Source organism: Paraburkholderia phenazinium (assembly GCF_900142845.1).
Classification (GTDB): Bacteria; Pseudomonadota; Gammaproteobacteria; order Burkholderiales; family Burkholderiaceae; genus Paraburkholderia; species Paraburkholderia phenazinium_A.
In genome coordinates this window covers 2,726,226-2,750,252 of the sequence record NZ_FSRU01000002.1, presented here as the reverse complement: position 1 = coordinate 2,750,252, position 24,027 = coordinate 2,726,226, and the positions used below count along the sequence as shown (strand labels likewise).

General features: G+C 61.7%; 19 protein-coding genes. 11 read left to right on the top strand and 8 right to left on the bottom strand.

Annotated features, from left to right (window positions below):
* The first annotated feature begins 55 nt into the window (after positions 1-55).
* The 4 genes from BUS12_RS29280 (at position 56) to purU (ending at position 3,160) form a co-directional block, all read left to right on the top strand.
* The gene (locus tag BUS12_RS29280) at positions 56-622 is read left to right on the top strand and encodes an adenine phosphoribosyltransferase (protein ID WP_074300849.1); all 567 of its coding nucleotides are present in this window, start codon (positions 56-58) and stop codon (positions 620-622) included.
* Between the two features lie 112 nt (positions 623-734).
* On the top strand, positions 735-1,349 hold the full coding sequence (locus BUS12_RS29275; protein ID WP_074300848.1) for a LysE family translocator: 615 nt from the start codon (positions 735-737) through the stop codon (positions 1,347-1,349).
* 25 nt (positions 1,350-1,374) lie between these two features.
* Entirely contained in the window at positions 1,375-2,223 is an 849-nt protein-coding gene (locus BUS12_RS29270; protein ID WP_074300847.1) for an NUDIX hydrolase, read from the top strand.
* Between the two features lie 67 nt (positions 2,224-2,290).
* The gene (gene purU, locus BUS12_RS29265; RefSeq protein WP_074300846.1) at positions 2,291-3,160 is read left to right on the top strand and encodes a formyltetrahydrofolate deformylase; all 870 of its coding nucleotides are present in this window, start codon (positions 2,291-2,293) and stop codon (positions 3,158-3,160) included.
* Between the two features lie 59 nt (positions 3,161-3,219).
* Here the strand turns inward: purU and BUS12_RS29260 are convergent, their stop codons facing one another.
* Together BUS12_RS29260 and uvrA are read right to left on the bottom strand one after the other, a co-directional pair.
* Positions 3,220-4,305 (bottom strand): AI-2E family transporter, encoded by a 1,086-nt coding sequence (locus BUS12_RS29260; protein ID WP_074300845.1) that lies wholly within the window; start codon positions 4,303-4,305, stop codon positions 3,220-3,222.
* 35 nt (positions 4,306-4,340) lie between these two features.
* The gene (gene uvrA / locus BUS12_RS29255; RefSeq protein ID WP_074300844.1) at positions 4,341-7,214 is read right to left on the bottom strand and encodes an excinuclease ABC subunit UvrA; all 2,874 of its coding nucleotides are present in this window, start codon (positions 7,212-7,214) and stop codon (positions 4,341-4,343) included.
* Between the two features lie 308 nt (positions 7,215-7,522).
* Here uvrA and BUS12_RS29250 point away from each other — a divergent pair, with 308 nt between their 5' ends.
* The 5 genes from BUS12_RS29250 to BUS12_RS29230 all read left to right on the top strand — a co-directional run bounded on the left by BUS12_RS29250 (position 7,523) and on the right by BUS12_RS29230 (position 14,671).
* Positions 7,523-8,716, top strand: coding sequence for an MFS transporter (locus BUS12_RS29250; RefSeq protein WP_074301772.1), 1,194 nt, complete (start codon positions 7,523-7,525; stop codon positions 8,714-8,716).
* Between the two features lie 109 nt (positions 8,717-8,825).
* Positions 8,826-9,353 (top strand): single-stranded DNA-binding protein, encoded by a 528-nt coding sequence (locus BUS12_RS29245; RefSeq protein WP_074300843.1) that lies wholly within the window; start codon positions 8,826-8,828, stop codon positions 9,351-9,353.
* Positions 9,354-10,502: 1,149 nt separating this feature from the next.
* The gene (locus BUS12_RS29240) at positions 10,503-11,462 is read left to right on the top strand and encodes a SphA family protein (protein WP_083640662.1); all 960 of its coding nucleotides are present in this window, start codon (positions 10,503-10,505) and stop codon (positions 11,460-11,462) included.
* A gap of 241 nt (positions 11,463-11,703) precedes the next feature.
* Positions 11,704-13,308, top strand: coding sequence for an arylsulfatase (locus BUS12_RS29235; RefSeq protein ID WP_074300842.1), 1,605 nt, complete (start codon positions 11,704-11,706; stop codon positions 13,306-13,308).
* Between the two features lie 184 nt (positions 13,309-13,492).
* Positions 13,493-14,671: an anaerobic sulfatase maturase gene (locus tag BUS12_RS29230; RefSeq protein ID WP_074300841.1), complete on the top strand. Its 1,179-nt coding sequence runs from the start codon at positions 13,493-13,495 to the stop codon at positions 14,669-14,671.
* 69 nt (positions 14,672-14,740) lie between these two features.
* Here the strand turns inward: BUS12_RS29230 and BUS12_RS29225 are convergent, their stop codons facing one another.
* Entirely contained in the window at positions 14,741-15,793 is a 1,053-nt protein-coding gene (locus BUS12_RS29225) for a hypothetical protein (protein WP_074300840.1), read from the bottom strand.
* 319 nt (positions 15,794-16,112) lie between these two features.
* Positions 16,113-17,063 carry a hypothetical protein gene (locus tag BUS12_RS29220; protein ID WP_143788491.1) on the bottom strand — a complete coding sequence of 317 codons (951 nt, stop codon included), beginning with the start codon at positions 17,061-17,063 and terminating at the stop codon, positions 16,113-16,115.
* Positions 17,064-17,550: 487 nt separating this feature from the next.
* Here BUS12_RS29220 and BUS12_RS29215 point away from each other — a divergent pair, with 487 nt between their 5' ends.
* Positions 17,551-19,206, top strand: coding sequence for a DUF2957 domain-containing protein (locus BUS12_RS29215; protein WP_074300838.1), 1,656 nt, complete (start codon positions 17,551-17,553; stop codon positions 19,204-19,206).
* Positions 19,207-19,427: 221 nt separating this feature from the next.
* The gene (gene praA, locus BUS12_RS29210) at positions 19,428-19,910 is read left to right on the top strand and encodes an alkane oxidation protein activator PraA (RefSeq protein WP_074300837.1); all 483 of its coding nucleotides are present in this window, start codon (positions 19,428-19,430) and stop codon (positions 19,908-19,910) included.
* Between the two features lie 67 nt (positions 19,911-19,977).
* Here the strand turns inward: praA and BUS12_RS29205 are convergent, their stop codons facing one another.
* Genes BUS12_RS29205 through BUS12_RS29190 form a run of 4 tightly spaced genes read right to left on the bottom strand, consistent with a single transcriptional unit; the run spans position 19,978 to position 24,001 of the window.
* Entirely contained in the window at positions 19,978-21,054 is a 1,077-nt protein-coding gene (locus tag BUS12_RS29205; protein WP_253190285.1) for an ABC transporter ATP-binding protein, read from the bottom strand.
* Between the two features lie 50 nt (positions 21,055-21,104).
* Positions 21,105-22,112 (bottom strand): ABC transporter ATP-binding protein, encoded by a 1,008-nt coding sequence (locus tag BUS12_RS29200; RefSeq protein WP_074300835.1) that lies wholly within the window; start codon positions 22,110-22,112, stop codon positions 21,105-21,107.
* Position 22,113: 1 nt separating this feature from the next.
* Positions 22,114-23,013: an ABC transporter permease gene (locus tag BUS12_RS29195; protein ID WP_074300834.1), complete on the bottom strand. Its 900-nt coding sequence runs from the start codon at positions 23,011-23,013 to the stop codon at positions 22,114-22,116.
* 49 nt (positions 23,014-23,062) lie between these two features.
* Complete coding sequence (locus tag BUS12_RS29190; RefSeq protein WP_074300833.1) at positions 23,063-24,001, bottom strand: ABC transporter permease subunit; 939 nt, start codon at positions 23,999-24,001, stop codon at positions 23,063-23,065.
* Positions 24,002-24,027: the final 26 nt, after the last annotated feature.

Here is a 24,027-nt window from a genome sequence, read left to right as displayed (position 1 = left end):
GCGCGAGATTCTTAAGTCTTTTACCAGGGTCCCTGGGGATCCGTCTGGAGCCATCATGTCCAACGCGCTTGCGAGCGCACCGCTCGACGCGGCTGCGTTCGTCAAAAGCCAGATTCGCACCGTGCCCGACTGGCCGCAGGCCGGCGTGCAGTTTCGCGATATCACGCCGCTGCTGCAGCATCCGAAGACGTTTCGGGTGCTGATCGACCTGTTCGTGCAGCGCTATATCGACGCGAAGCTCGACTACATCGCGGGGCTCGACGCGCGTGGTTTCATCATCGGGCCGGTGCTGGCGTACGAACTGAACGTGGGCTTCATTCCGATCCGCAAGCAGGGCAAGCTGCCCTACCGGACGGAGTCGCAGTCGTACGAGCTCGAATACGGCACGGCGACCGTCGAGATTCACGCCGACGCGTGTGGAGCGGGCGACCGCGTGCTGATCGTCGACGATCTGATCGCAACCGGCGGCACCATGATGGCCGGCAAGCAACTGCTCGAGCGGCTGGGCGCGGTGGTGATCGAAGGCGCGGCTATCATCGACCTGCCGGAGCTGGGCGGCTCGGCGCTGTTGCGCTCGGCGGGGTTGCCGCTCTTCACCGTCACCGAGTTTAGCGGCCACTAAGCCGCGGGCGGGGACGTCCGGTGTCCGGCGCGGCGAGTGCTGCAAGCGCGCCTTGACCGCGCTTCAACCGCCTTCGATCATTCAGCAAGACCATCGCGATGAGGTAAGACGCATGCCCAATTTCCTGCTGTTTCTCGCCACCTCGATGGCGATCACGCTGGCTCCCGGCCCGGACAACCTTCAGGTGCTGGCGCGCGGCATTTCGCAGGGCCGTGCCGCCGGACTCGTCGCGGCACTCGGTTTCGCCGCCGGCATCACGTTCCACACGACGCTCGCGACGCTGGGCGTGGCCGCGTTGCTGCGCTCGTCGCCGCTGGCTTTCCAGGCCATCAAGTACGCCGGCGCCGCTTACCTGATCTGGATCGGCATCAAGGCGCTGCGCAGCCAGGGGCTCGCCACGGCCCATGAGCGGCCGGCTCAGCCGCTGTGGTCGGTGTTCCGTCAAAGCGTGTTCGGCAATATGCTGAACCCGAAGGTGACGCTGTTCTTCCTCGTGTTCCTGCCGCAGTTCATCGAGCCGCATGGCGTGCAGAGCGTGCCGCTGCAGATGCTCGAACTGGGCCTCGTGTTCATGCTGCAGACGGTGCTGGTGTTTTCGCTGTTCGGCGTGTGCGCGGGGATGATCGGCGGCTGGCTGAAGCGCCGTCCGCGTGTCGGCGTGTGGCTCGATCGCCTTGCGGGCGCAACCTTTATCGCGATCGGCATTCGCGTGGCGCTGCGCGATTGATCGCGTTCGTGCAGTTGGAGTATTCATGACCTTGCCCTCTATCATCAAAGCGCGCCGCTTCGATGCGCACGCGCATCGGCCGTTCTGGATCGACGCCCAGCAGGTGGGCTGGATTCGCTCGACGGACGTGCCCCTGCTGGCCCGCTGGCCCGACGTCTTCGAGATCGACGCCACGCGCGTGGTGTTATTGCCGCGCTTGAACACCGTGGATATGCGTAGCGCGGCGCTTGGGGCCGTGATCGGTGCGCTGGCCGCCGAAGGGCGCATTCCCGGCTGGCGCGACGAGACCTACGCGATCCGCAATGCGTTCGATGCACCGCCGCTCGCGTATATCGAACGCGCCGCCTCGCGCTTCTTCGGCACCATGACCTACGCGGTGCATCTGAACGGCGTCGTAGAATACGCGGAGGGCGCGCCGCAATTGTGGATCGCGCGCCGCAGCGACACCAAGGCCACGGACCCCGGCATGCTGGATAACGTGGTCGCGGGCGGGATAGGCTGGGGCTTCGGGATCGAGGCGACAATCGTCAAGGAGTGCTGGGAAGAAGCCGGCATCCCGGAAGAGATCGCTGCGCGCGCCACGCCGGGGCGCACGGTGCATGTGCTGCAGTCCTTGCCGGAAGGCACCCAGGCCGAGCAGATTTTCGTCTACGACCTCGCGCTGCCGGCGGATTTCGCGCCGCGCAATCAGGACGGCGAAGTGGGCGAGCACCGCCTGGCACGCATCGACGAAGTGGCCCGCTGGATCGAGGAAGACGCGCTGACCGTCGACGCCAGCCTCGCCACGCTCGACTGCCTGTTGCGCCGGCGCTGGATCGATGCAGAGGACTGCGTGGGGATCGACGCGTTGTTCGTGCCGCCGGCCGTCGCATAACCATTCAACGGCGCTTTCAACGACGCTTTCAACGAATCACGCATTGAACAAGGGAGTCACCCAGGTCATGTCGACCGATCACAGCTTTATTCTCAAACTGTCGTGCGCCGACCGGCCCGGCATCGTCCACGCGGTATCGGGCTTCCTGTTCGAGCGCGGCAGCAACATTCTCGACTCCGCGCAGTTCGGCGACAGCCATACCGGCGAGTTCTTCATGCGCGTGCATTTCCAGCAGGTGGGCGGCGATCCGGGGCTGGAAGCGCTGCGCAGCGCGTTCGGCACGCTCGCGGACGGCTTCGGCATGCGCTGGGAGTTGCACGACGCGACGGTGAAGCCGCGCGTGGTGATCATGGTCTCGAAGATCGGCCATTGCCTGAACGATCTGCTGTTCCGCTACCGCACCGGCCAGCTGGGCATCGAGATTCCGGCGATCATCTCGAACCACAAGGAGTTCTATCAACTTGCGGCGAGCTACGACATTCCGTTCCACCACTTCCCGCTGATGGCGTCGACGCCCGAGGGCAAGGCGGCGCAGGAAGCGCGTGTGCTCGAAGTGATCGACGAGCACAAGGCCGATCTGGTGGTGCTTGCGCGTTATATGCAGATCCTGTCGCCGCAGTTGTGCGAACGCCTCGCTGGCCGTGCGATCAATATTCACCACTCGTTCCTGCCGAGCTTCAAGGGTGCGAAGCCGTACTATCAGGCGTTCGATCGCGGCGTGAAGCTGATTGGCGCCACCGCCCACTACGTGACGACCGATCTGGACGAAGGTCCGATCATCGAGCAGGAAGTGGAGCGGGTCGACCACAGCATGACGCCGGATCAACTCACGGCGATCGGCCGCGACGTCGAATGCGTGACGCTGGCGCGGGCGGTGAAGTGGCATGTCGAACATCGCGTCGTGCTGAACGGCAGCAAGACGGTCGTGTTCCGCTGATCGGAGGCGGCCGGGAGCATTGGGTAAAAAAAGACGGCCGCCGCCAAATCATCGATCCATCAAACCAGCCGCAGATAGATCAGTTCCCGCTTGATATACGCATAGAAGATCGGCGCGGCGATCACGCCCTGGATGCCGAACGCCGCTTCCATGATCAGCATTGCCACCAGCAATTCCCACGCACGCGCCTCAATCTGGCCGCCGACGATCCGCGCGTTCAGGAAGTACTCGAGCTTGTGGATCAGGATCAGGAACACGAGCGACATGACCGCGGCCGGAAAGCTTACCGAGAGCGCCACGGCGACGATGATGGTGTTCGATATAAGATTGCCGATCACCGGCAGCAAGCCGACGATGAACGTGACGAGCACCAGCGTCTTCGACAGCGGCAGCCGGTCGTGGAAGATCGGCAGCAGCACCAGCAGGAAGATGCCGGTGAACACCGCGTTGATCGCGGAAATCTTCACCTGGGCGAAGACAATGCGGCGGAAGGCGTCGGCAAACCGCGTCACGCGGGTGACGAACGCGGTGGACAGCGGCAGCCGCTGCATGTGCTTCTGGGCGCCGACCGCGATGATCGCGCCGATGATCATGCCGATCAGGATATGCGTGAAGACCCGCGCCGCATTCTTGCCGCCTTGCTGCAGCATGCCGGCGTGGGTTTGCATCAGCTCGGTGGCGCGCGCTTTCATCTGATCGGTGTCGACCGGCAGATAGTTGGCGACGAACTGCGGAATCCGGCCGCGCGCCTCGTCGATCAGTTGCATGGCCTGGTCGAGCAGCATCTGCACGCTCGGTACGTCGCCTTCGAAATGATCGATGATGCCGATTACGAGACCCGTCAGCCCGCCGACGATCACCACCGCGAGGATCACCACCGAGAGCCAGCGCGCGCGCTGGCTGGACATGTGCTTTTCGATGCGCGGCGCGAGCGTCTGGATGAGCTGGTACACCAGCAGCCCGGCCAGCAACGCGCCGAGCAGCCTGAGATTGAGCACCGCCCACATGCCGAACAGCATCAGCAGGTAACTGCCGATCTCGACCGCGGACAGCCTCGGCAGGCTCATGTCGCTCGTCAGCCTGACCGGGCGTGGGCGCAGATCCTGCACCTGCCCTTCATCGGGCGCCTCGTTACGCTTGGTCATGGCTTATTTCCATCTCCAACCTGGGGTGTGCAGCATTACTTTTTGGCGGCGTCGCGTTTCAGCAGCGGCGCCAGGTATCGACCGGTAAAACTTGCCTTCGACTTCGCCACCTGCTCCGGCGTGCCTTGGGCGATGATCTGACCGCCGCCGGCGCCGCCTTCCGGGCCGAGGTCGATCAGCCAGTCGGCCGTTTTGATTACATCCAGATTATGCTCGATGATCACCACGGTATTGCCCTGATCTCGCAAACGGTGAATCACTTCGAGCAGCAGCGCGATATCGTGGAAGTGCAAACCGGTGGTTGGCTCGTCGAGGATGTATAGAGTGCGACCGGTGTCACGCTTGCTCAGTTCCAACGATAGTTTGACGCGCTGCGCTTCGCCGCCCGACAAGGTGGTGGCCGACTGCCCCAGGCGGATATAGCCAAGACCCACGTCCAGCAAGGTTTTCAGCTTGCGCGCCACGACCGGGACGGGCTTGAAGAACTCGTACGCGTTTTCGACCGTCAGCTCCAGCACTTCGCTGATGCTTTTGCCCTTGTAGTGGACGTCGAGCGTTTCGCGGTTGTAGCGCTTGCCGTGGCAAACGTCGCACGGCACGTAGACGTCGGGCAGAAAGTGCATTTCCACCTTCAGCACGCCGTCGCCCTGGCACGCTTCGCAGCGGCCGCCCTTCACGTTGAACGAGAAACGGCCCGGATCGTAGCCGCGCTCCTTCGAAGCCGGCACACCCGCGAACAGCTCGCGGATCGGCGTGAACACGCCGGTATACGTGGCCGGATTCGAGCGCGGCGTGCGGCCGATCGGCGACTGGTCGACGTTGATGACCTTGTCGAAGTGCTCGAGGCCTTCGATCGCTTCGTACGGCGCCGGCTCGGCCGACGAACCGTACAGGTGATGCGACACCGCGTGATACAGCGTGTCGTTGATGAGCGTGGACTTGCCCGAGCCGGACACACCGGTGATGCAGGTGAGGAGGCCCACCGGCAGGTCGAGCGTGACGCGTTGCAGATTGTTGCCGTAGGCTTCGACGATGCGCAGGCGCCGCTCGTCGGGCTCCTTGCGCTCGTCCGGGTACTGGATGGTGCGTGCGCCGGACAGGTACTGGCCGGTAATCGACGCCGCATCGGCCTCCACCTCTTCGGGCGTGCCCTCGGCGATGATCATGCCGCCGTGTTCGCCGGCGCCCGGGCCCATGTCGACCACGTAGTCGGCCATGCGGATCATGTCCTCGTCGTGCTCGACGACGATCACCGAATTGCCGAGATCGCGCAGATGCTTCAGCGTCGAAATCAGGCGGTCGTTGTCGCGCTGGTGCAGGCCGATGGACGGTTCATCGAGCACGTACATCACGCCGGTCAGGCCCGAGCCGATCTGCGAGGCGAGCCGGATGCGCTGCGCTTCGCCGCCCGAGAGCGTTTCCGCGCTGCGTTCGAGCGACAGATAGTCGAGCCCGACGTTATTCAGGAACATCAGCCGCGCGACGATCTCCTTGATCACCTTGTCGGCGATCTCGCGCTTCGAGCCTTCCAGGCGCAGGGTCTGGAAATAGCCGAGCGCATCGCGCAACGGCCAGCCGCTGATTTCGAAGATGCCGCGGGCGTCGCTGTTCGCGCCGATGCGCACAAAGCGCGCTTCGCGGCGCAGGCGCGTGCCGGCGCAGGCGGGGCAGGCCTGGTTGTTCTGGTACTTGGCGAGTTCTTCGCGCACGGCGACCGAATCGGTCTCGCGGTAGCGGCGCTCGAGGTTCGGGATAATGCCTTCGAACACGTGCTCGCGAATCGACGCCCGGCCGCGTTCGTTGATGTACGAGAACGGGATGGTCTGCTTGCCCGAGCCGAACAGCAGGATCTTCTTGACCTTCTCCGGCAGATCCTCGAAGGCCTCGTCGATGTCGAACTCGTAAAACGCCGCGAGACTTTGCAGCATCTGGAAGTAGAACTGGTTGCGCCGGTCCCAGCCCTTCACGGCGCCCGCCGCGAGCGACAGCGACGGATGCGCCACCACCCGCTTCGGATCGAAGAAAGTGATCTGGCCGAGGCCGTCGCACTCCGGGCACGCGCCCATCGGGTTGTTGAACGAGAACAGACGCGGCTCGAGCTCCTGCAGCGAATACGAGCAGATCGGGCAGGCGAACTTGGAGCTGAACAGATGCTCCTTGTCGGTGTCCATTTCGAGCGCGATGGCGCGGCCGTCGGCGAGGCGCAGCGCGGTTTCGAACGACTCCGCGAGGCGCTGTTTCATATCGGCGCGCACTTTCAGACGGTCGACCACGACGTCGATCGTATGCTTGTCGTTCTTCTTCAGCTTCGGCAGCGAGTCCACTTCGTAGATCTTCGCGACCTCTTCATTGGCGGTGCCGCCGCCCGAACGCACGCGAAAGCGGATAAAGCCCTGCGCCTGCATTTCCTCGAACAGTTCGACGTGTTCGCCCTTGCGGTCCGCCACCACTGGCGCCAGGATCATCAGCTTGGTGTCGTCCGGCAGGGCGAGCGCGGCGTCGACCATCTGCGAGACGCTTTGCGCCTGCAGCGGAATTTCGTGGTCCGGACAATAGGGCGTGCCGACCCGCGCGAACAACAGGCGCAGGTAGTCGTGAATCTCCGTGACGGTGCCGACCGTGGAGCGCGGATTGTGCGAGGTGGCCTTTTGTTCGATGGAGATGGCCGGCGACAGACCTTCGATCAGGTCGACGTCCGGCTTTTCCATCAATTGCAGGAATTGCCGTGCGTACGCGGAGAGGCTCTCGACGTAGCGGCGCTGCCCTTCCGCGTAGAGCGTGTCAAAGGCAAGCGACGATTTGCCCGAGCCCGACAAGCCGGTAATCACAATGAGCTTGTGACGCGGCAGGTCGAGACTGACGTTCTTCAGATTGTGGGTACGAGCCCCACGGATACGGATTTGTTCCACGCGTTGATCCCATCGCCTGGCCACGAACTGGCGGAAAGAGGAAGAGGCTAAACCTGCTACTATAACGACTTTTCAAGACCGCTGTTACGACTACCTGACAGCGCCCGACAGGCGCGCGGCGAGCTGTAAGACAGCGGTTCAGCGTCGTGAGGAAAGGTGGCAGGTGGGGCCTTTTGGTGCGACTGCAAGACGCCTGTGGGTCTTTGCCGCAGGTCGCGGGTCGCTCACGGCAGGCCGCCCGAGGTATGCTGCCCGACGGTGTGTCGCCCGGCCACGAGGCCGTCCAGATTATTCAAAACACGTTCCCGATGTCCAATCCGTCCGCAACCTCTTCACGCATGAGCGCGCCTGAACTGCGTGCGACCGTGTCGCTCGCAGGCATCTTTGCCCTGCGCATGCTCGGTCTCTTCATGATCATGCCGGTGTTCTCGATCTACGCGAAAACCATCCCCGGCGGAAACAACGTCCTGCTGGTGGGGATCGCGCTAGGCGCATACGGCGTGACGCAATCGCTGCTGTATATCTTCTACGGCTGGGTTTCCGACAAGGTGGGGCGCAAGCCGGTGATCGCCACCGGGCTCGCGATCTTCGCGCTCGGCAGCTTTGTCGCGGCGGGGGCGCACGACATGACGTGGATCATCGTCGGTCGAGTGATTCAGGGGATGGGCGCAGTGTCGTCCGCCGTGCTCGCTTTTATCGCGGATCTCACGTCCGAAGAGCATCGCACCAAGGCGATGGCGATGGTGGGCGGCAGCATTGGCGTGTCGTTCGCCGTGGCGATTGTCGGCGCGCCGATCGTGTTCGAGTGGGTCGGCATGAGCGGCCTGTTCACGCTGGTCGGCATTTTCTCGATTCTGGCGATTGGCGTGGTGATCTGGATCGTGCCGAACGCGCCCATGCCCGTGCACGTGCGCGCACCGTTCTCGGAAGTGCTGCACAACGTCGAGTTGCTGCGTTTGAACTTTGGCGTGCTGGTGCTGCACGCGACGCAAACGGCGCTGTTCCTGGTGGTGCCGCGCATTCTGGAAGCGGGCGGCTTACCGGTCGCGTCGCATTGGAAGGTTTATTTGCCGGTGATGGGGCTGTCGTTCGTGATGATGGTCCCGGCGATCATCGCGGCGGAAAAGCGCGGCAAGATGAAGGTGGTGCTCGTCAGTGCGATTGGTCTTATCCTGATCGGACAGTTGCTGCTGGGCGTCGCGCCCCATACCATTCTGAGTGTGGCCGGGATCCTGTTTGTCTACTTTCTCGGCTTCAATATTCTTGAAGCGTCGCAGCCTTCGCTGGTGTCGAAACTGGCGCCGGGCTCGCGCAAAGGTGCGGCGACGGGCGTGTACAACACCACGCAGTCGATCGGCCTCGCCATTGGCGGCGTGCTCGGCGGTGTGCTGCTGAAGGCGGACGGACAGAGCGCGGTGTTCTTCGCCTGCTCCGGGCTGGTATTTTGCTGGCTTATAATCGCGGCAAATATGAAGCCGCCGCCGCTCAGGAAGGCATCATAGAACTCACCGGTGGCCGGCTGAGGCGCAGTTTTCCTCTCGGGCCGGCCGGTTCTGAGACGTGAAACGTGCGTTGCCGCGCCACCTGCAACGGAATCAACAGGAGAAACTCATGGCATCCGTGAACAAGGTCATTCTCGTCGGCAACCTCGGAGCCGATCCGGAAGTCCGTTATCTTCCGAGCGGCGACGCAGTGGCGAACATCCGCCTTGCGACGACGGACCGGTACAAGGACAAGACGTCCGGCGAAATGAAGGAAGCCACCGAGTGGCACCGGGTTTCGTTCTTCGGGCGGTTGGCCGAGATCGTGAACGAATACCTCAAGAAGGGCTCGTCGGTTTATATCGAAGGGCGCATTCGTACGCGTAAGTGGCAGGCTCAGGATGGGACGGATCGTTATTCCACTGAGATCGTGGCCGAGCAGATGCAGATGCTGGGTGGCCGTGGTGGCGCGATGGGTGGTGGTGGCGACGAAGGCGGGTATAGCCGCGAGCCGTCGGAGCGCAGTGGTGGTGGTGGTGGTCGCGTGGCTTCGGGTGGTGGCGCTTCGCGTGGGGGTAGCGGCGGTGGTGGTTCGAGCCGTCCGAGCGCGCCGGCCGGCGGCGGGTTTGATGAGATGGATGACGATATTCCGTTCTGATTTCCCGTAACCGAAAAATGTAAGATCAACCCCGCCTTTGAGCGGGGTTTTTTTTATCTCGTTCCGGTTGATGGCTTTCCCGGCACATGACCCCGGCCTCTCCCGGGTCCAGCGGGCGCGCCACGCCGCCCCGGCCTTCAGTTCCGCTAGCGACCCGCGACACCCCCGGTCCCGCTTCGAAAGCTTCGGCACGGTTCGGTCCGCTCAGCGCCGCGTAACGAGGCGACGCTTGACATCGATCTTCTCGATGGCCCCTGGAATGGACTACACGGTTCGAAGCCGGAACATTCCGACATTTCATTGCTTTGACGCTGACGCAAGAGTGCTTGGGTCAGCGTTTCTCTGTCAATATTGAGCGACTTAATCCATTTGGTTACGTGTTGAATTTCTTCTTTCTCTTTTATGGATATCCCATTTTTTGATTTGAAACATTGTTTAACGTTTGAATAAAAATTTGACAAAATAATTCAACTTTATCGCAATAAAACCTCGTTGCGAAAAAGGAAGGTGTTTGCTAACATTTCGAAAACATGAAGGCGGCGCAGCAAGAAGCTAAAAATAAATCTGCGGAGCCGTAGGGGCTAGATCGTGGCGCGTGCTGCGATAGGACTGATCCTAATTGATTGTCGTATTTTTCCTGCATTCACGGAGAAAGGCATTTCCATTTATATTTGTTTGATTCGTAGTTAAATAATCGAAATTTCGTTATTAATAGTCTGCCATGTGGGGAAGTGGAATCCAATACTTCGGAGCCCCTTGACCTTTCCGTGCTGATCTCTATTGAAGAATGGCCCGCAAAATTCGTGTTTGCCCAAAGAGCAGCATGATGATGCCGGGAAACGAGGGGTTCGATAAATCCCGATTCGTCGCTGAAAATTAAACGCCGATGCAGGTGGTGCTTATGCGGCACGAGGGCGCCTCAACGTAATCCAGGTATTTGGCGACGAACAGAGCAATCTCCCGGTTGCCGTAGGGTTTGGCCGCGACGAAGTACGCAGGCAGCGTTCGGGTCCGCCGTGCACGCGCACTCAATTGCGATAGCGCGGCGCGCGTCCAGACACGGTGGGGTTTCCATTCATCCAATTAATAAGATATGCGAAATATATCTATTCGAATCAAGAAATGGCTCTAGAAGGAAAGGATTGCAAGATGAATGGATTGTCAGCGCGGCGCCTGCCGTATGGCTGCCTGTCGGCGATGGTGGCGTCGGTGGCATTTGGCTGGGTGTCGCTCGCGAGCGCGACAGAAGGGGGGATTGGCCGGCCGATCACGGGCATGCAGATCGCGCCGTATGCGGGGATTGTGCCGCCCACCTCGGACTGGATGGTTTCGGTCACCTCCATTTACTACGAAGGCTCGCTCGGCAAAAGCAAAGCCATCCCGGTTGCCGGCACCGTTTCAATGGGCCTTGATTACCATATCTCGTACAACCTGATCAGCGTGGCAAAGAGCTGGGGCATCACCGCGGGCGGCTGGAATTTCGCATCGGCATTCAGCGTGCCGGTTCAGTACACGTCGGTTTCGTCGTTCCACGGCCTGCTCCCGGCCGACAGCGGCACACAGTTCGCCGACATCTTCTTTACCCCGGTCGTCGCCGGTTATCACCTGACTAAAGTCGATCATATTGCGTTGAGCATTCAGATGTATGCGCCCACCGGCGCCTACAGCGCAAGCCGTCTTGCCAATGCTGGACAGAACACCTGGACGTTCGTCCCGACCATTGCGTACACGAAACTGCTGCCCTCACAGGACATTGAGTTGTCGGCGAACTACGGCGTCGAGTTCTATACCGCCAATAACGCCACGCACTATCACAACGCCCCCGTCAGCGTTCTGGACCTGCTCGCGCTAAAGCGCCTCACCGGCGGTTGGGGCGTGGGCCTGATCGGCGGTTGGGTTCAGCAATTGGGCGACGACTACGGTGGACTGGCCGATGTCACCGGAGGCGCGAGCGGGCACTCGATCGGCATGGGGCCTGTCGTCACCTGGTCGGGAAAATGGAGTAGTACGCCCGTTTCAGCATCCCTGCGCTGGGTCAACGAGTTTGAAGTCCGTAATCGTCCCAAGGGCAATGCAGTCGAGTTGTCGCTTGGCGCCAGCTTCAAATAGGCGGAAGCGCTTCGACATGTCAGCGAAGACGAGCGCGAGGCGAGGGCCGCCACTCATTTAGCAATCCGATTTAAAAGAGCGAAACAGAATCTTTACCTCGCGACGTCGTCGTGGCCGAGCCTGTCATCAGTACGGGCGGGGTGGGAGCGACCACCACAGCTTCGTTAACACGAGGTCAATAAGAAGCAAACCTAAGCAATACGAGTGTCAGGCAATTTTTTCAACTCCAACGGAGCAATCTATGTTTTATAAACCTGCATCGAGGCACCCAGCGCTCCTGAGAGTCGCCGCGGCGGCCGCGTTGATCTGCACCGGGGTCGCACCGGCACTGGCGCAGACCAGCCAGAAACCGAACATTGTCCTGATCGTCTCGGACGACACCGGCTGGGGGGACCTGGGCGTATATGGCGGCGGGGAAGGGCGCGGGGCGCCTACCCCGAATCTGGACCGCATGGCGCACGAAGGCATGCAGTTCTGGGACTTCTATGGACAACCGAGTTGCACCCCCGGCCGTGCTGCGATGCAGACCGGACGCTTGCCGAACCGCAGCGGGATGACGACGGTTGCGGCGCCTGGGCAGGGTGGCGGTCTGCCGAAGGGCGAGGTGACTGTGGCCGACGTGCTCAAGAACGCGGGTTACTCCACGTTCTTCACCGGCAAATGGCATCTGGGTGAAGCCGACTACGCGATGCCGACAGCGCATGGCTACGACGAAATGAAGAGCGTTTATCTGTATCACCTGAACGCCTATACGTACGCCGATTCGAAATGGAATCCCGACTGGCCGGTCGACATTCAGAAGGTGAAGCCATTGGGCGAGTTGCAGGGCAAGGCGGGTGAAAATGCGCAGGAGGTTCGGAAAATCACCAGCGAGGATATTCCTACGCTGGACCAGGGTGTCGAGACCGCGTCCATTGACTACATTAACGGCCATTCCCACGACAGCAAGCCGTTCTTCATGAGCATCAACTTCACGAAGAACCATCAGCCTAATCTGCCGGCGCCTGAGTTCGTTGGGAAATCGGCAGTCAAGACCAAGTACGGCGACGCGGTCGTCGAGCTAGACACCCGTATCGGTCGCGTGATGGACGCGATCCGTGCCGCGGGCATTGCCGACAACACGCTCGTGTTCTACACCGTGGACAACGGCGCATGGCAAGACGTGTATCCGGATGCCGGATGGACTCCGTTCCGCGGCACCAAGGGCACCGACATGGAAGCCGGCAGCCGCGTTCCCGCCATTGCCTGGTGGCCGAAGCACATCAAGCCCTATGGTTCGTCGTGGGACATCGCCGGTGGTCTCGACTTGATGGCTACCTTTGCACACGTAGCAGGGGCGACCTTGCCGACCACCGATCGCGAGGGCAAGCCGACTATCTTCGACAGCTACGATATGACGCCGATTCTGCTGGGTACCGGCAAGTCCAGGCGTAACTTCTGGCTCTACCAGACCGAAGATGAGCTTGCACCTGGCGCTATCCGCGTCGGAAAGTTCAAGGCTGTGTTCAATCTGCGTGGCGATTACCCGCCCTTCTCCGATGAGGAGCACACAGGCTGGCGTGGTCCGGACAAATATGTCGCGACCGTGCCGCGCCTCTATGACCTGCAGGCCGATCCGGGTGAACACTACGACATCTTCATGACCAGCTGGACTGAAAAGAGCTGGACCATGCCGATCTTCGACGAGGTTCTGAAGCAGTCGCTTGACAGCTACATCAAATATCCGCCGCGACCGGTCCAGAGCGTGTCCTACACGGGGCCAGTGAGGAATTCGCAGTTCCAGCGCGTCGAGGCGCTGCGCCAGCGACTCGAATCGATCCAGAAGGGGAGCGCAGCCGGCGATTAACCGGCTGATTCCTGCACCTCGTGCGCCGGCCGCCATACACGCGGCCGGCGCACACGAACCGAAGGAGCTGCTTCCCATGAAAGTTATTGTGCGCAAAGCTGCTGGCACAAGCCCGCTACCCTGCCTCAATCCAACGCCCGCCGCAGAGCCGTGCAGACCCGAGCGCAAAGGGCGCTTTCACGCAATGGCCAAGCCGGTGGGTTCGACGTGCAATATCGATTGCACTTACTGCTACTACCTGCACAAGGAACACCTGCTCGATCAACATCGCGGCCGGCGGATGGAGTCGTCGATGCTGGAACGCTATATCAGGCAGTACATCGAGGCGCAGAACGCCGATGAGATTGTGTTTTCCTGGCAAGGCGGCGAGCCGACCATGTTAGGTCTCGCGTTCTTTGAGCTGATCGTGGAGTTGCAGGCGCGCTACCGGCTCATGGGGCGACGCATTGTCAACGACCTGCAGACCAATGCCACACTGCTCGACGATGCCTGGTGCGCGTTCCTCGCGAAGCACGATTTTCTGGTGGGCGTCAGTATCGATGGACCGCGCGCGCTTCACGATGCGTTTCGCGTGGACCGGAAAGGCAACTCCACGTTCGACTCGGTCATGCGCGGGATCGGCGCGCTGAAGCGCCATGGCGTGCGATTTAACACGCTGACCGTGGTCAACCGCATCAACGCGAAGCGCCCGCTCGATGTCTACCGCTTTCTGCGCGACGAGATCGGCTCGACCTATATGCAGTTCATTCCATGCGTGGAGCCGAAAGACTTCACGACGGTTGCTCCGCAACACTGGCCGCTCGACTCCATGCCTTTGATGGACTCAAGTGCGGCGAGGCCAGGAAACCCCGACTCGATCGTCACCGAATGGTCCGTCGACCCACAGGATTGGGGCTACTTTCTTTGCCGCACCTTCGACGAATGGGACCGTAAGGACGCCGGACGGGTGCTGGTCAGTGTGTTCGAGACCGCCGTGGCGCAGTCCATGGGTCAGCCGGCACAAACCTGCGTGACGGCTGAGTTCTGCGGCAAGGCGCTCGCCGTGGAGCACGACGGCACCGCCTACTCATGCGATCACTATGTCTATCCTGACTTCGCTCTGGGCAACATCCAGAACGAGCATCTCGGCGCGATGGCATTTTCTGCCCGTCAGCAGACGTTTGGATATGCGAAGCGGAGCACGTTGCCTACCTACTGCAAACAATGCAAGCACCTGAAACTGTGCTGGGGGGAGTGTCCGAAGAACCGCTTCCTGCGTACGCCTGACGGAGAGCCGGGGCTTAACTACCTGTGCGCAGGAATCCAGCGCTTTCATAACCACGCCGGTCCTCGGCTCCGGCAGATGGCGGCGCAACTCGCGTGAGCGGCGTTGCCTGTGGGGTGTACCGCGTCGGTTTGCGACGTCTCTTTGACGAAGCTTCGCTAGCCCTGCTTACCCCGCCCTCAACCCAATCCTGGCACCCACAAAAGCCTGCGCTTTTTCGTTGATCTTCCGCGAGGCGTCCGCAACGAATTTTCCTGTGCTGCGCCGAGGAATTCCCATGGTGTGCGCAAAATAAGCGCTCAAACGGGACGGGTCGTCCGGCAATTTGCCATCCGCCAGTTGTCCAAACGCGGTACGGAACCCGCTTTTCTTTTCGCAAGGTAAATGCCATATGTCAATGCCGAGATCCTTCTTCTCGACATTGTTGAACTTGAATGCGGTCCACATCCGCTTGATAAACGGATTGGCAGTCGACGTCTTGTATCCGCGAGCCGCATAGAGGATGCTGAGGAAATGAGCTTCCTCAAGAAATCCCTTTTTGTCCGGCTGTCCAGATTGCCATTGCCATAGATCGTCGATCATGGAGGCAAGGACCTTGCATTCGGCGTGCGTAGCGGCGAACAGTTCGCCACCGTTATATTCGACGCCCTCGGCCTCCGCCGATGCGCCTGGTGTGCTTGTGCCTTGCCAGTCATTCAGGGCTGCCCGCATCTGCTGCCGCGTAATACCGTTGATAGCCGCGTTGGTTTCGAATTCCTCATTACCAAGCGTGTACATCAGGCATCCACATTCATCGAGCGCACTGCTCAGCTTTTCTGCGCTCGAATTCCAGATGCAATCGCTGTCGAGAATGACGAACTTATCAGTGGACGGGTTTCCGGCCATGTGTTTGATGATGTCCAGGATGTAAAACTGATTCCCCCAGGATCTGGCCTTGTCTCGCGGGAGCCTGTAGGTGATGGGAAGCTGGATAACTTCCACACCAAGCCGGTCGAACAGCCCTTGCATGTCAAAACCGTCGACATGTCTGATGTGGGTGTTTGTATAAAACACGTGCCTTGCGTGCGGATTGTTGGCAACACTCGTGACGTAGAAGCACGCGACGCAACGCCAGTAGACGTCCTGAAAGGCGAGGGTTGAGGAGCGCTGCCCAACTTGTGGAAATGCGGTTTCGTTCTCTTTCGAGTCAGCGACGAACCATGTTCCGATGGAGATGCGCATGTGCGCCCCAACTAAAAAATAGAAGTGCCGCAATTCGCTGCGCCGGTTGCGGGCAGCCCCCAAGTTAGACAAATCTGATCTGCCCCGGTAGATCTTTCTCGACCCATACTCTATCGGTACGATCCTCCCATCGACATACCTGCATCCGCCAAAAGATCGATGAACTCGGACGATTCGACGCTCGCATCCCCGATGGCCGCCAAACGGTCGGTGTCCAACCGTCTCGTCCGACGAAAGCCACAGGCCGGTCGACATCGTGTGCATCTCTCGTAAGGTGTACTAGCTATGACGGGCACCAGATCTTAACGAAGGTTCTCGTTCAGGCCGGCCAATTCAACCTCGCGCGTAGTTGTGCGGCCCGATCGGCAGCGGCTCGCCGCTCGCTCTCAGGCCCCGTCAGATACTGGCTAACATCAGACGTTCCGGTCTTGTAGATACTCAATTGCAGCAGTGCCAGCACGTTGCGCGTCAACTGCGGCTCGACGCATGCGCCTTCGACAGCGCACAACTGGCTGAGCATCGCCAGGGCGGCGGGGTGACCACGGGCAGCAAGCGTAAACACGCGGTCACCCAGCATATCCCCGCCAGGCAGAGGAATCTCCAACCATTGCGCAGGGTACCGCTGCGCCAGCGCAAGAACAGCCGCAGGTTGCCCGGCGTCAGCGGCCTTCTTTAGCATGTCCTCGGCATAGCGCGCCTCGTGCAGTTTCGCGTCGCCGCAACGCAGCAATTGCTCCTGTGCGGCCAGCATCCCGCCCGCGCACGCATCGGCCCAAGCCGCTGCTTCCACCAGACCTTCAGGATCGCTCCGCCCGGCCAGTGCAGTGAAATCCGGGTAAGAGAACGCGCGTTGCAGCGCTTCGTTTAGCGTGTTGCTCGTATTCGTTTCAGACTGAACGGCATGACCGCTACCCCCTGCCGTCTCGAGTCGTGCCAGCACGTCCACCCCGTTCGTCGCCGCTGAAGCCGGGTGAACCAATGAACGTTGCACGCCTCCCGCGCCCGTACGCACACTCGCTACGGCACCCGAGCCTTGCGTTCCCGCCGGCATCGCAACAGGCGTCATCCCTCCGCCGCCTGCCGGCCACCGCCCCATCGCCACCAACGTCACCGCAATCGCTACGCATCCACATATCGCCCACCCCACGCCACTCCACAGCGATATCGCGGTACGTTTTTTCTCGCTTCGCAAGGACAGCATGCCAGCTCCCAGATTAACGAACAAAATCGCAACGCATTCGTTGGACTCGCGATTCGTTGCGCTTGCCATGGATACCGGAGATCAGAATACGTGAATTGCATCCCATGGGTCGCTGTAATCTCACTTCAAGCAGGCAAACCCATTCACACACCCGTTTTAAATCCCGGCAGACCCATGAGAACAGGCACCGCTGTCCCAGCTAGCTTGTTTGGATCAAAGACTCTATGTACACGTCAGGTCTGTAGGGCTAGTGTATGCCCACAAATTACATGAATATCCGGCCAATTAGCGCAATGCACCACGAGGTCCATATCCGCCAGGGAAGACAACTGCATTGCAGTCTGCAATGTGCTACGCGTATTGCGGATTCCGGTTGTCCTTCAATGCAATATGCATTTTGCCGCGGGAAATGTTATTCCGTTTAATCCGGCGGCCAGAGTAGCGCAAAAACGTTTTATGCATTGATTTGCACGCATTGCAATGAATGGACACATCAATGCCGGGTGAATAGATGATGTCTGGGTTTTAAATAAAAATACGACTACGGAGACGAGTAATGGCGCATCGAGGGAGCCGGCGAGGGCTGGCAGTTTTCATATTTTGCGTACTCGCATTGCCTGTAATGCTATCGGGCTGCAACGGAGACACCCCCGGTTCGCCGGCTGCTATCTCCGTGCCGCAATGCTCGGGCAGTACCTGTAGCGGACAGGGCGCGCCCACCTCCACGCCGGTGGCCGCCAAGCAGCTATGTCCCGAGTCGCTCGACAACTCGACGACCTACACGGGTGGCTCCGGGAGCGGCGAATACATCAAGATGCAGTTCAACTCGGCAACGAGCCAGTATCAGATGACCTTTGTGGAATCGGCCGTGCCGGTCTCGTCGGGCCAGGTCAATCAGACGCGTGCGGGTCTGACGATCACGGGTTCGTACGTGCATCCCAACCAGTACCAGGTGACGGACGCCAGCGGCAACGTCAGCACGCCTTACGCATTGCCGACCGCCGAACAGAACCGATGCGCGATCTTGCTGGAAAATGGCAAGACCCAGGACGGCGCCTATTCGATCACGGTGAACCCGCAGGATCCTCCCATGCTGTTCGTCGGACAGGGGATCATTGGCGGCGGTATTCCCGGCGCCACGATCTCGTTCGGCGGCGTTCCGCTCTTCCCGGGCTACACCATCGGCGCGGTGCCGTCGCGCACCTTCGACTCGTACCCGTTCCTCGGCTTCAGCCAGACGGTCACGGACTTCTCGAAAGTGGCCGGCGCCTACAACGAGTTGGGATTCCGCATGACACCGGAAGGCACCAGCTTCCAGAGCGGCGCGCCGGTTGTGACGTCCGGCAGCAACGTAGGCTGGGAGCCCGATGCGATCCAGGCCTCGGAAAGCTTCGATGCCAACGGCACCTGCGTGCCCGACGGTTCCACCTACTCGTGTACGTCCACCGGTACGCCATGGACGCTTAGAACCAATGCCGACGGAACGCCAGACAACGTGTTCGTCAGCACACCGCCGAGCGGACAGTTGTACTACCCGGCTGTCGGGCAGGGGGTCACCCAACTGATCACCAGTACCAACCACGCGCATGGCGTGATGATCGTCGGCAATGTGAATGGCCAACTGGTGCCCGTCATCATTCGCGTCGGTTACGCGTCGGCCGATCTGGCCAATCCGTTCGCTTCGGTACTCGACGACCAGCTTGGCATTTCCCTGCTGGCGCCGGCGACACAACTGGCTGCGGGCACCTTGAGCGGTGGCTACATTGGGGCGAACAGCGCGTCGGCGTGCGGCGTGGTCACCTATAGCGCCGCGGTGCAAGGCAGTGTGGTGATCAACGGGCAGTATTCGACCGCCTACGCGTCGGCGGGTGCCTGCATCGACGGCAGCGCGTCGTTTGCACCCGGCGTGAACTACACCTCGACGCTGTTTCAGGGCTCGGTCGGAAAACTGGTCAATCCCTTCACGACCGTAGATTCCGGTGACTTCAGCTTTGACTACACGCAGTCGAAACCGGGGCTCGTCAATGTCACGGCGACGCGTCCGCTGACGTCGGGTAGCACCTTGATCTACAAGGCCGGCGATTCCGGCGTGATGGTCCAGGTAGGGCAGGTATACGGCCTGTTGATGAACGGCGTCAACACGCCATCGTCCACGCCCACTCAAGCCGGCGTCGTCAATCCTTACCTCTCGATCGGCGCGTTCGTGCAATAAATCTCGCATCGCGTATGTGGAACCCGGCTGTCCTCCGGGTTCGAAAAACAATAAGGATGACGAATGAGTAATGCGTCAGCGCGTACGCTTACTGCGCGCTTGTCGCAAGAAGGTAGCGCCAGTTTGGTTCATCGAAAAGGCGGGGTGGCGAGCGGTCTGAACAGCGCTGCCTGTTGCCTCTATCCGGCAACTTCGTTGCCATCAACTATGGAAGGCAAATCATGAAGCTCATCAAGACGTTTGCTCGCGGTGCTGCTGTCGCTCTAATTTGCGCAACCCTGTCACCGATAGTCTCGGCCGCCACGATCGGGCCGGCCGGTTCTTCCTTCACGGCGCCCGGTACGATCAATGTCAGCACGCCGATTGCGCCCAACGTCAGTTGCGGCATCACGCTCAGTGGCGTGGTCAGCACCGACGGCACCTACGCCCAGATCAATTCAGTGGCGATCACCGGTAGCGGTTTGTGCGGCGTGCCGCAGATCATCGGGCTGCCGTGGAAACTCGTCGCCACCAGCACGACGGCGGGCAACGTGGCGAACGTCGGCTTTAGCGTGCTCGGCGCGAATTGCGGCCCCTCGACGATCAACGGCAGTTGGAGCAACGCCACCAATACGCTCAGCGCGAGTGCGCAACCGCTTAGCGGCAGTTGCACGGTCAACAGCCTGTCGGTGAGTCCGAATCCGGCCTTTACCGTTTCGCCGTAATGCATGTAGAGCTTCGCCGCATCACGCGGCGAAGCTCGCTCAAACATCGCTCTGAACGGTACGCGCTTTAGCGGCTAACAGCGTGGACCGTGGACGCAACCGGCTCCGCTCCCACCCGGATACACGCCACCCGCCGATCCCCCGTGCCACGCGAGATCGACTGCGGCACTTCTTCCGCGCACGCGCCGATCGCCTCCGGACACCGCGTGCGAAACGCGCACCCTGAAGGCAGGTTCAACGGCGAGGGCATTTCTCCGGTCAGCACGGCATGGGTACGCGTGCGCTCCGTCGCTGGATCGGGCCGCGGCACAGCCGACAGCAAAGCCCGCGTATAAGGATGCTGCGGCGAGCCATACACCTCGTGCCGCGTCCCGAGCTCCATTACGCGCCCGAGGTACATCACGAGGACTCGCTGGCTGATCGCCTTGACGACGGCCAGGTCATGCGCGACAAACAGCAAGGAAAGCTGCAACTCCCGCTGCAGATCGCGCAGCAGGTTCACGATCTGCGCCTGAATCGACACGTCCAGTGCGGAGACCGGTTCGTCGCAGATCACCAGTTGCGGCTCGCCCACCAAAGCGCGCGCAATCCCGATTCGCTGACACTGTCCGCCGGAAAACTCATGCGCATACCGCGACAGATGATGCGCGCCGAGCCCCACGCGTTCGAGCATCGTCACCACGCGGGCACGCGTTTCGTCGCGTCCGAGCCCGGGGCGTTGCACCTTCAGCGGCTCGGTGACGATCTGCTCGATCGTCATGCGCGGATCGAGCGACGCGAGCGGATCCTGGAACACCATCTGCACATCCTTGCGCAGCCGCTCCATGGCGGAGGCCGGCCGCCGTCCGTCGCTGACGGTTTCGGTATCGCGCCAGCGCACGCTGCCCGCGGTCACCGGCGTCAAGCCGATGATCGCGCGCGCCAGCGTCGACTTGCCGCAACCCGACTCGCCGACGAGCCCCACCGTCTCGCCGCGCCGAACCTCGAACGACACGCCGTCGACCGCGCGCAGCGTCGCTTTCGACGACCACGGATACGCGCCGCGCGGCACCCGGAAGTGCACCTTGAGATCGCGCACCGTCAGCACGGACTCGCCCACCGCGGCGCCGGCATTGCCACCCGCCGCGCCGCCGCCGAGCGGCATTCCTGCCATCCCGTTACCCATATCCACCGTCCTTTGCGTCGCCGTCTCACTCACCGCACCACCTCCATCATCTCGCCGACCGGGCGCAAGCATGCACGCCAGCCGTCTTTCTCGCCGGCGATCGCCTCCAGTTCGGGTCGCGTGCTGTGGCAGCGTTCTTTCGCCAGCGCACAGCGCGGCGCAAACGCGCAGCCTTCGATCGCCTCGCCGGGCGCCGGCGGATTGCCCGCAATCGTGCGCAGCGGCGCGTCGATGTCATGGGTCCCGTCGCTGTCGTCGATGCGCGGCAACGCGTCGAGCAGCCCACGTGTGTACGGATGGGTCGGGTTCTCGAAGAGCGCCTGCGCGCCGGCGCGTTCCACCGTCCGCCCCGCGTACATCACCATCACGTCGTCCGCGAGTCCCGCGACCACGCCCATGTCGTGCGTGATCAGAATGATCGCCGTCCCCAGGTCGCGGTTCAGCTCGCGCAGCAGTTCGATGATCTGCGCCTGCACCGTCACGTCGAGCGCCGTGGTCGGTTCGTCGGCGATCAGGATTTCCGGCTCGGTCAGCAGCGCCGTGGCGATCGTCACGCGCTGGCGCATGCCGCCCGAGAACTCGTGCGGATAGCGGTCGATGCGGCGCGCCGCATCCGGAATCCACACGCGCTGCAGCGCCTCGATGGCCTTCTGGCGCGCCTCGCGCCGCGACACGCCGCGGTGCAGTTGCAGGGCCTCGGTCATCTGCCGCTCGACCGTCAGAAACGGGTTGAGCGAGGTCATCGGATCCTGGAACACCATGCCGATGCGATCGCCGCGAATCTGGTTCAGTTCGCGCTGGCTCAACGTCAGCAGGTTGCGTCCTGCGTAGAGCGCTTCGCCGGAGGCCTGGCCGTTGCCGGGCAAGAGCCCGAGCAGCGCCATCACCGTCTGACTTTTCCCTGAACCCGATTCGCCGACAATCCCCAGCGTCTTGCCCTTTTCGAGCGTGAACGACACGCGTTGCACTGCATCCACCGGCGAGGCGTCGCGTCGTGTGAAGCGCACGCCCAGATCTTTTACTTCAAGCAACGCCATCTCACCGCTCCTTGGTATCGAGCGCGTCGCGCAGCCCGTCGCCGACAAAGTTCACGCAGTACAGCGTGACGCACAGCATCACCGCCGGGCACAGCAGCAGCCACGGCATCGACTCCAGTTTTTGCGCGCCGTCGTTGATCAGCACGCCCCAACTGGTCATTGGTTCTTGCACGCCGAGGCCGAGAAACGACAGCACCGATTCGGTCAGCACGATGCCCGGCACCGTCACCGTTGCGTACACCACCACCACGCCGAGCAGATTCGGCACGATGTGGCGCAGGATGATGCCTGGCGTGCTCACGCCGGTGGCACGGGCCGCGTCGATGAACTCGCGGGTGCGCAGCGACAGCGTCTGGCCGCGCACCACGCGCGCCATGTCGAGCCACGAGAACGCGCTGATCGTCAGCACCACCAGGTAGAAGGCGCGGCCGAGCAGCGTCATCATCAGGATGGCGATCAGCATGTAGGGAATCGCATACATCATGTCGACGATGCGCATCATCACCGCGTCGGTCCGTCCGCCGATATAGCCGGACGTAGCGCCCCACGCGACGCCGATCAAACCGGACACCAGCGTACCGAGCAGTCCGACCTCGAGCGACACGCGTCCGCCGGCGAGCGTACGCACCAGCAGATCGCGGCCGAGCTCGTCGGTGCCGAACCAGTGCTGGCCGAGCAGCGTGGGCGGAATGCTGATGGCGCCCCAGTCGTTGGCGGCGGGGTCGTTAGTCAGGAACAGTGGGCCCACGAAACAGGCAATGACGATGATCCCGAGGATCACGAGGCTGGCGAGCGCGGCACGGTTGCGCAGAAACTGCCGGAAGGCCAGTTCGAGCGGACTGCGCGAGCGCCGCGGGGCGGCGTTGGCCGTCGATGCTGTGGTGGAAGGGGAAGTGTTCATGGTGTCTCTAGCGTAGTTCGATGATCAAGGCGGTATCCGTACGAGGATCTCAATAGCGGATGCGCGGATCGAGCCACGCGTATGCCAGATCGACGAGCAGGTTGAACACGACGGCCGCGACGGTCGTCAGCACCACGAGCCCGAGTACCAGCGTGTAGTCGCGGTTGATGGCGCCGTCCACCACCAGTTGCCCGAGACCCGGCAGCGCAAACACCGACTCCGTGACCACGGCGGCGGTAATCGACGAAATGCAGATCGAACCGAGCAGCGACACCACCGGCATCAAGGCCGGCTTGAGCGCATGCCGCAGCACGATCACGTGACCGGGCATGCCCTTCGCGCGTGCGGTGCGGATGAAGTTGCCCGACAGCACTTCGATCATGCTGCCGCGCATGACCCGCGCAATCGACGAGACGTTGATGATCACCAGCAGCGCCATCGGCAGCACGCGGTAGCGCCAGCCGCCGTCGCCCCAGCCGCCGGCGGGCAGCCAGCCGTGACCGTCGGAGCGCTTGAGCAGAATCGCAAACACCCACACCAGCACGGGGCCGAGCACGAACGGCGGAATCACGTTGCCGACGTTGCCGAGCAGCATCACGATGCGATCGGTGATGCCGTCGCGGCGCACCGCGGCCGCGGTGCCGAGCAGCACGCCGATCACCAGCGCGATCGGCACCGACAGGCCGCCCACGCCGAGACTCACCGGCAGCGCCTTGCCGACCAGATCGTTGACCGACCAGTCCACATAGCGGACCGACGGCCCGAGGTCGCCATGCAGCAGCGCGTCCAGATACAGCAGGTACTGCTTCCAGAGCGGCTGGTCGAGGTGATATTTCGCGTTGAGGTTTGCGAGGGTCGCCGCGGACAGATGCTTTTCGGTGTCGAACGGACCGCCGGGCGTCGCGTGCAACATCAGATAGCACACCGTAATCACGGCAAGAACGGTCGGAATGACCCATAAGGTGCGGCGCAGCGCGTAGGCGAGCATGGCGGATTCCGTTACTTCAGCATTCG

What these genes read in the sequence shown, in the direction of transcription:
- BUS12_RS29280 (WP_074300849.1), top strand. Translation starts at nt 56, where the DNA reads ATGTCCAACGCGCTTGCGAGCGCACCGCTCGACGCGGCTGCGTTCGTC.
- BUS12_RS29275 (WP_074300848.1), top strand. Translation starts at nt 735, where the DNA reads ATGCCCAATTTCCTGCTGTTTCTCGCCACCTCGATGGCGATCACGCTG.
- BUS12_RS29270 (WP_074300847.1), top strand. Translation starts at nt 1,375, where the DNA reads ATGACCTTGCCCTCTATCATCAAAGCGCGCCGCTTCGATGCGCACGCG.
- purU (WP_074300846.1), top strand. Translation starts at nt 2,291, where the DNA reads ATGTCGACCGATCACAGCTTTATTCTCAAACTGTCGTGCGCCGACCGG.
- BUS12_RS29260 (WP_074300845.1), bottom strand. Translation starts at nt 4,305, where the DNA reads ATGACCAAGCGTAACGAGGCGCCCGATGAAGGGCAGGTGCAGGATCTG.
- BUS12_RS29250 (WP_074301772.1), top strand. Translation starts at nt 7,523, where the DNA reads ATGTCCAATCCGTCCGCAACCTCTTCACGCATGAGCGCGCCTGAACTG.
- BUS12_RS29245 (WP_074300843.1), top strand. Translation starts at nt 8,826, where the DNA reads ATGGCATCCGTGAACAAGGTCATTCTCGTCGGCAACCTCGGAGCCGAT.
- BUS12_RS29240 (WP_083640662.1), top strand. Translation starts at nt 10,503, where the DNA reads ATGAATGGATTGTCAGCGCGGCGCCTGCCGTATGGCTGCCTGTCGGCG.
- BUS12_RS29235 (WP_074300842.1), top strand. Translation starts at nt 11,704, where the DNA reads ATGTTTTATAAACCTGCATCGAGGCACCCAGCGCTCCTGAGAGTCGCC.
- BUS12_RS29230 (WP_074300841.1), top strand. Translation starts at nt 13,493, where the DNA reads ATGGCCAAGCCGGTGGGTTCGACGTGCAATATCGATTGCACTTACTGC.
- BUS12_RS29225 (WP_074300840.1), bottom strand. Translation starts at nt 15,793, where the DNA reads ATGCGCATCTCCATCGGAACATGGTTCGTCGCTGACTCGAAAGAGAAC.
- BUS12_RS29220 (WP_143788491.1), bottom strand. Translation starts at nt 17,063, where the DNA reads ATGGCAAGCGCAACGAATCGCGAGTCCAACGAATGCGTTGCGATTTTG.
- BUS12_RS29215 (WP_074300838.1), top strand. Translation starts at nt 17,551, where the DNA reads ATGGCGCATCGAGGGAGCCGGCGAGGGCTGGCAGTTTTCATATTTTGC.
- praA (WP_074300837.1), top strand. Translation starts at nt 19,428, where the DNA reads ATGAAGCTCATCAAGACGTTTGCTCGCGGTGCTGCTGTCGCTCTAATT.
- BUS12_RS29205 (WP_253190285.1), bottom strand. Translation starts at nt 21,054, where the DNA reads ATGCCGCTCGGCGGCGGCGCGGCGGGTGGCAATGCCGGCGCCGCGGTG.
- BUS12_RS29200 (WP_074300835.1), bottom strand. Translation starts at nt 22,112, where the DNA reads ATGGCGTTGCTTGAAGTAAAAGATCTGGGCGTGCGCTTCACACGACGC.
- BUS12_RS29195 (WP_074300834.1), bottom strand. Translation starts at nt 23,013, where the DNA reads ATGAACACTTCCCCTTCCACCACAGCATCGACGGCCAACGCCGCCCCG.
- BUS12_RS29190 (WP_074300833.1), bottom strand. Translation starts at nt 24,001, where the DNA reads ATGCTCGCCTACGCGCTGCGCCGCACCTTATGGGTCATTCCGACCGTT.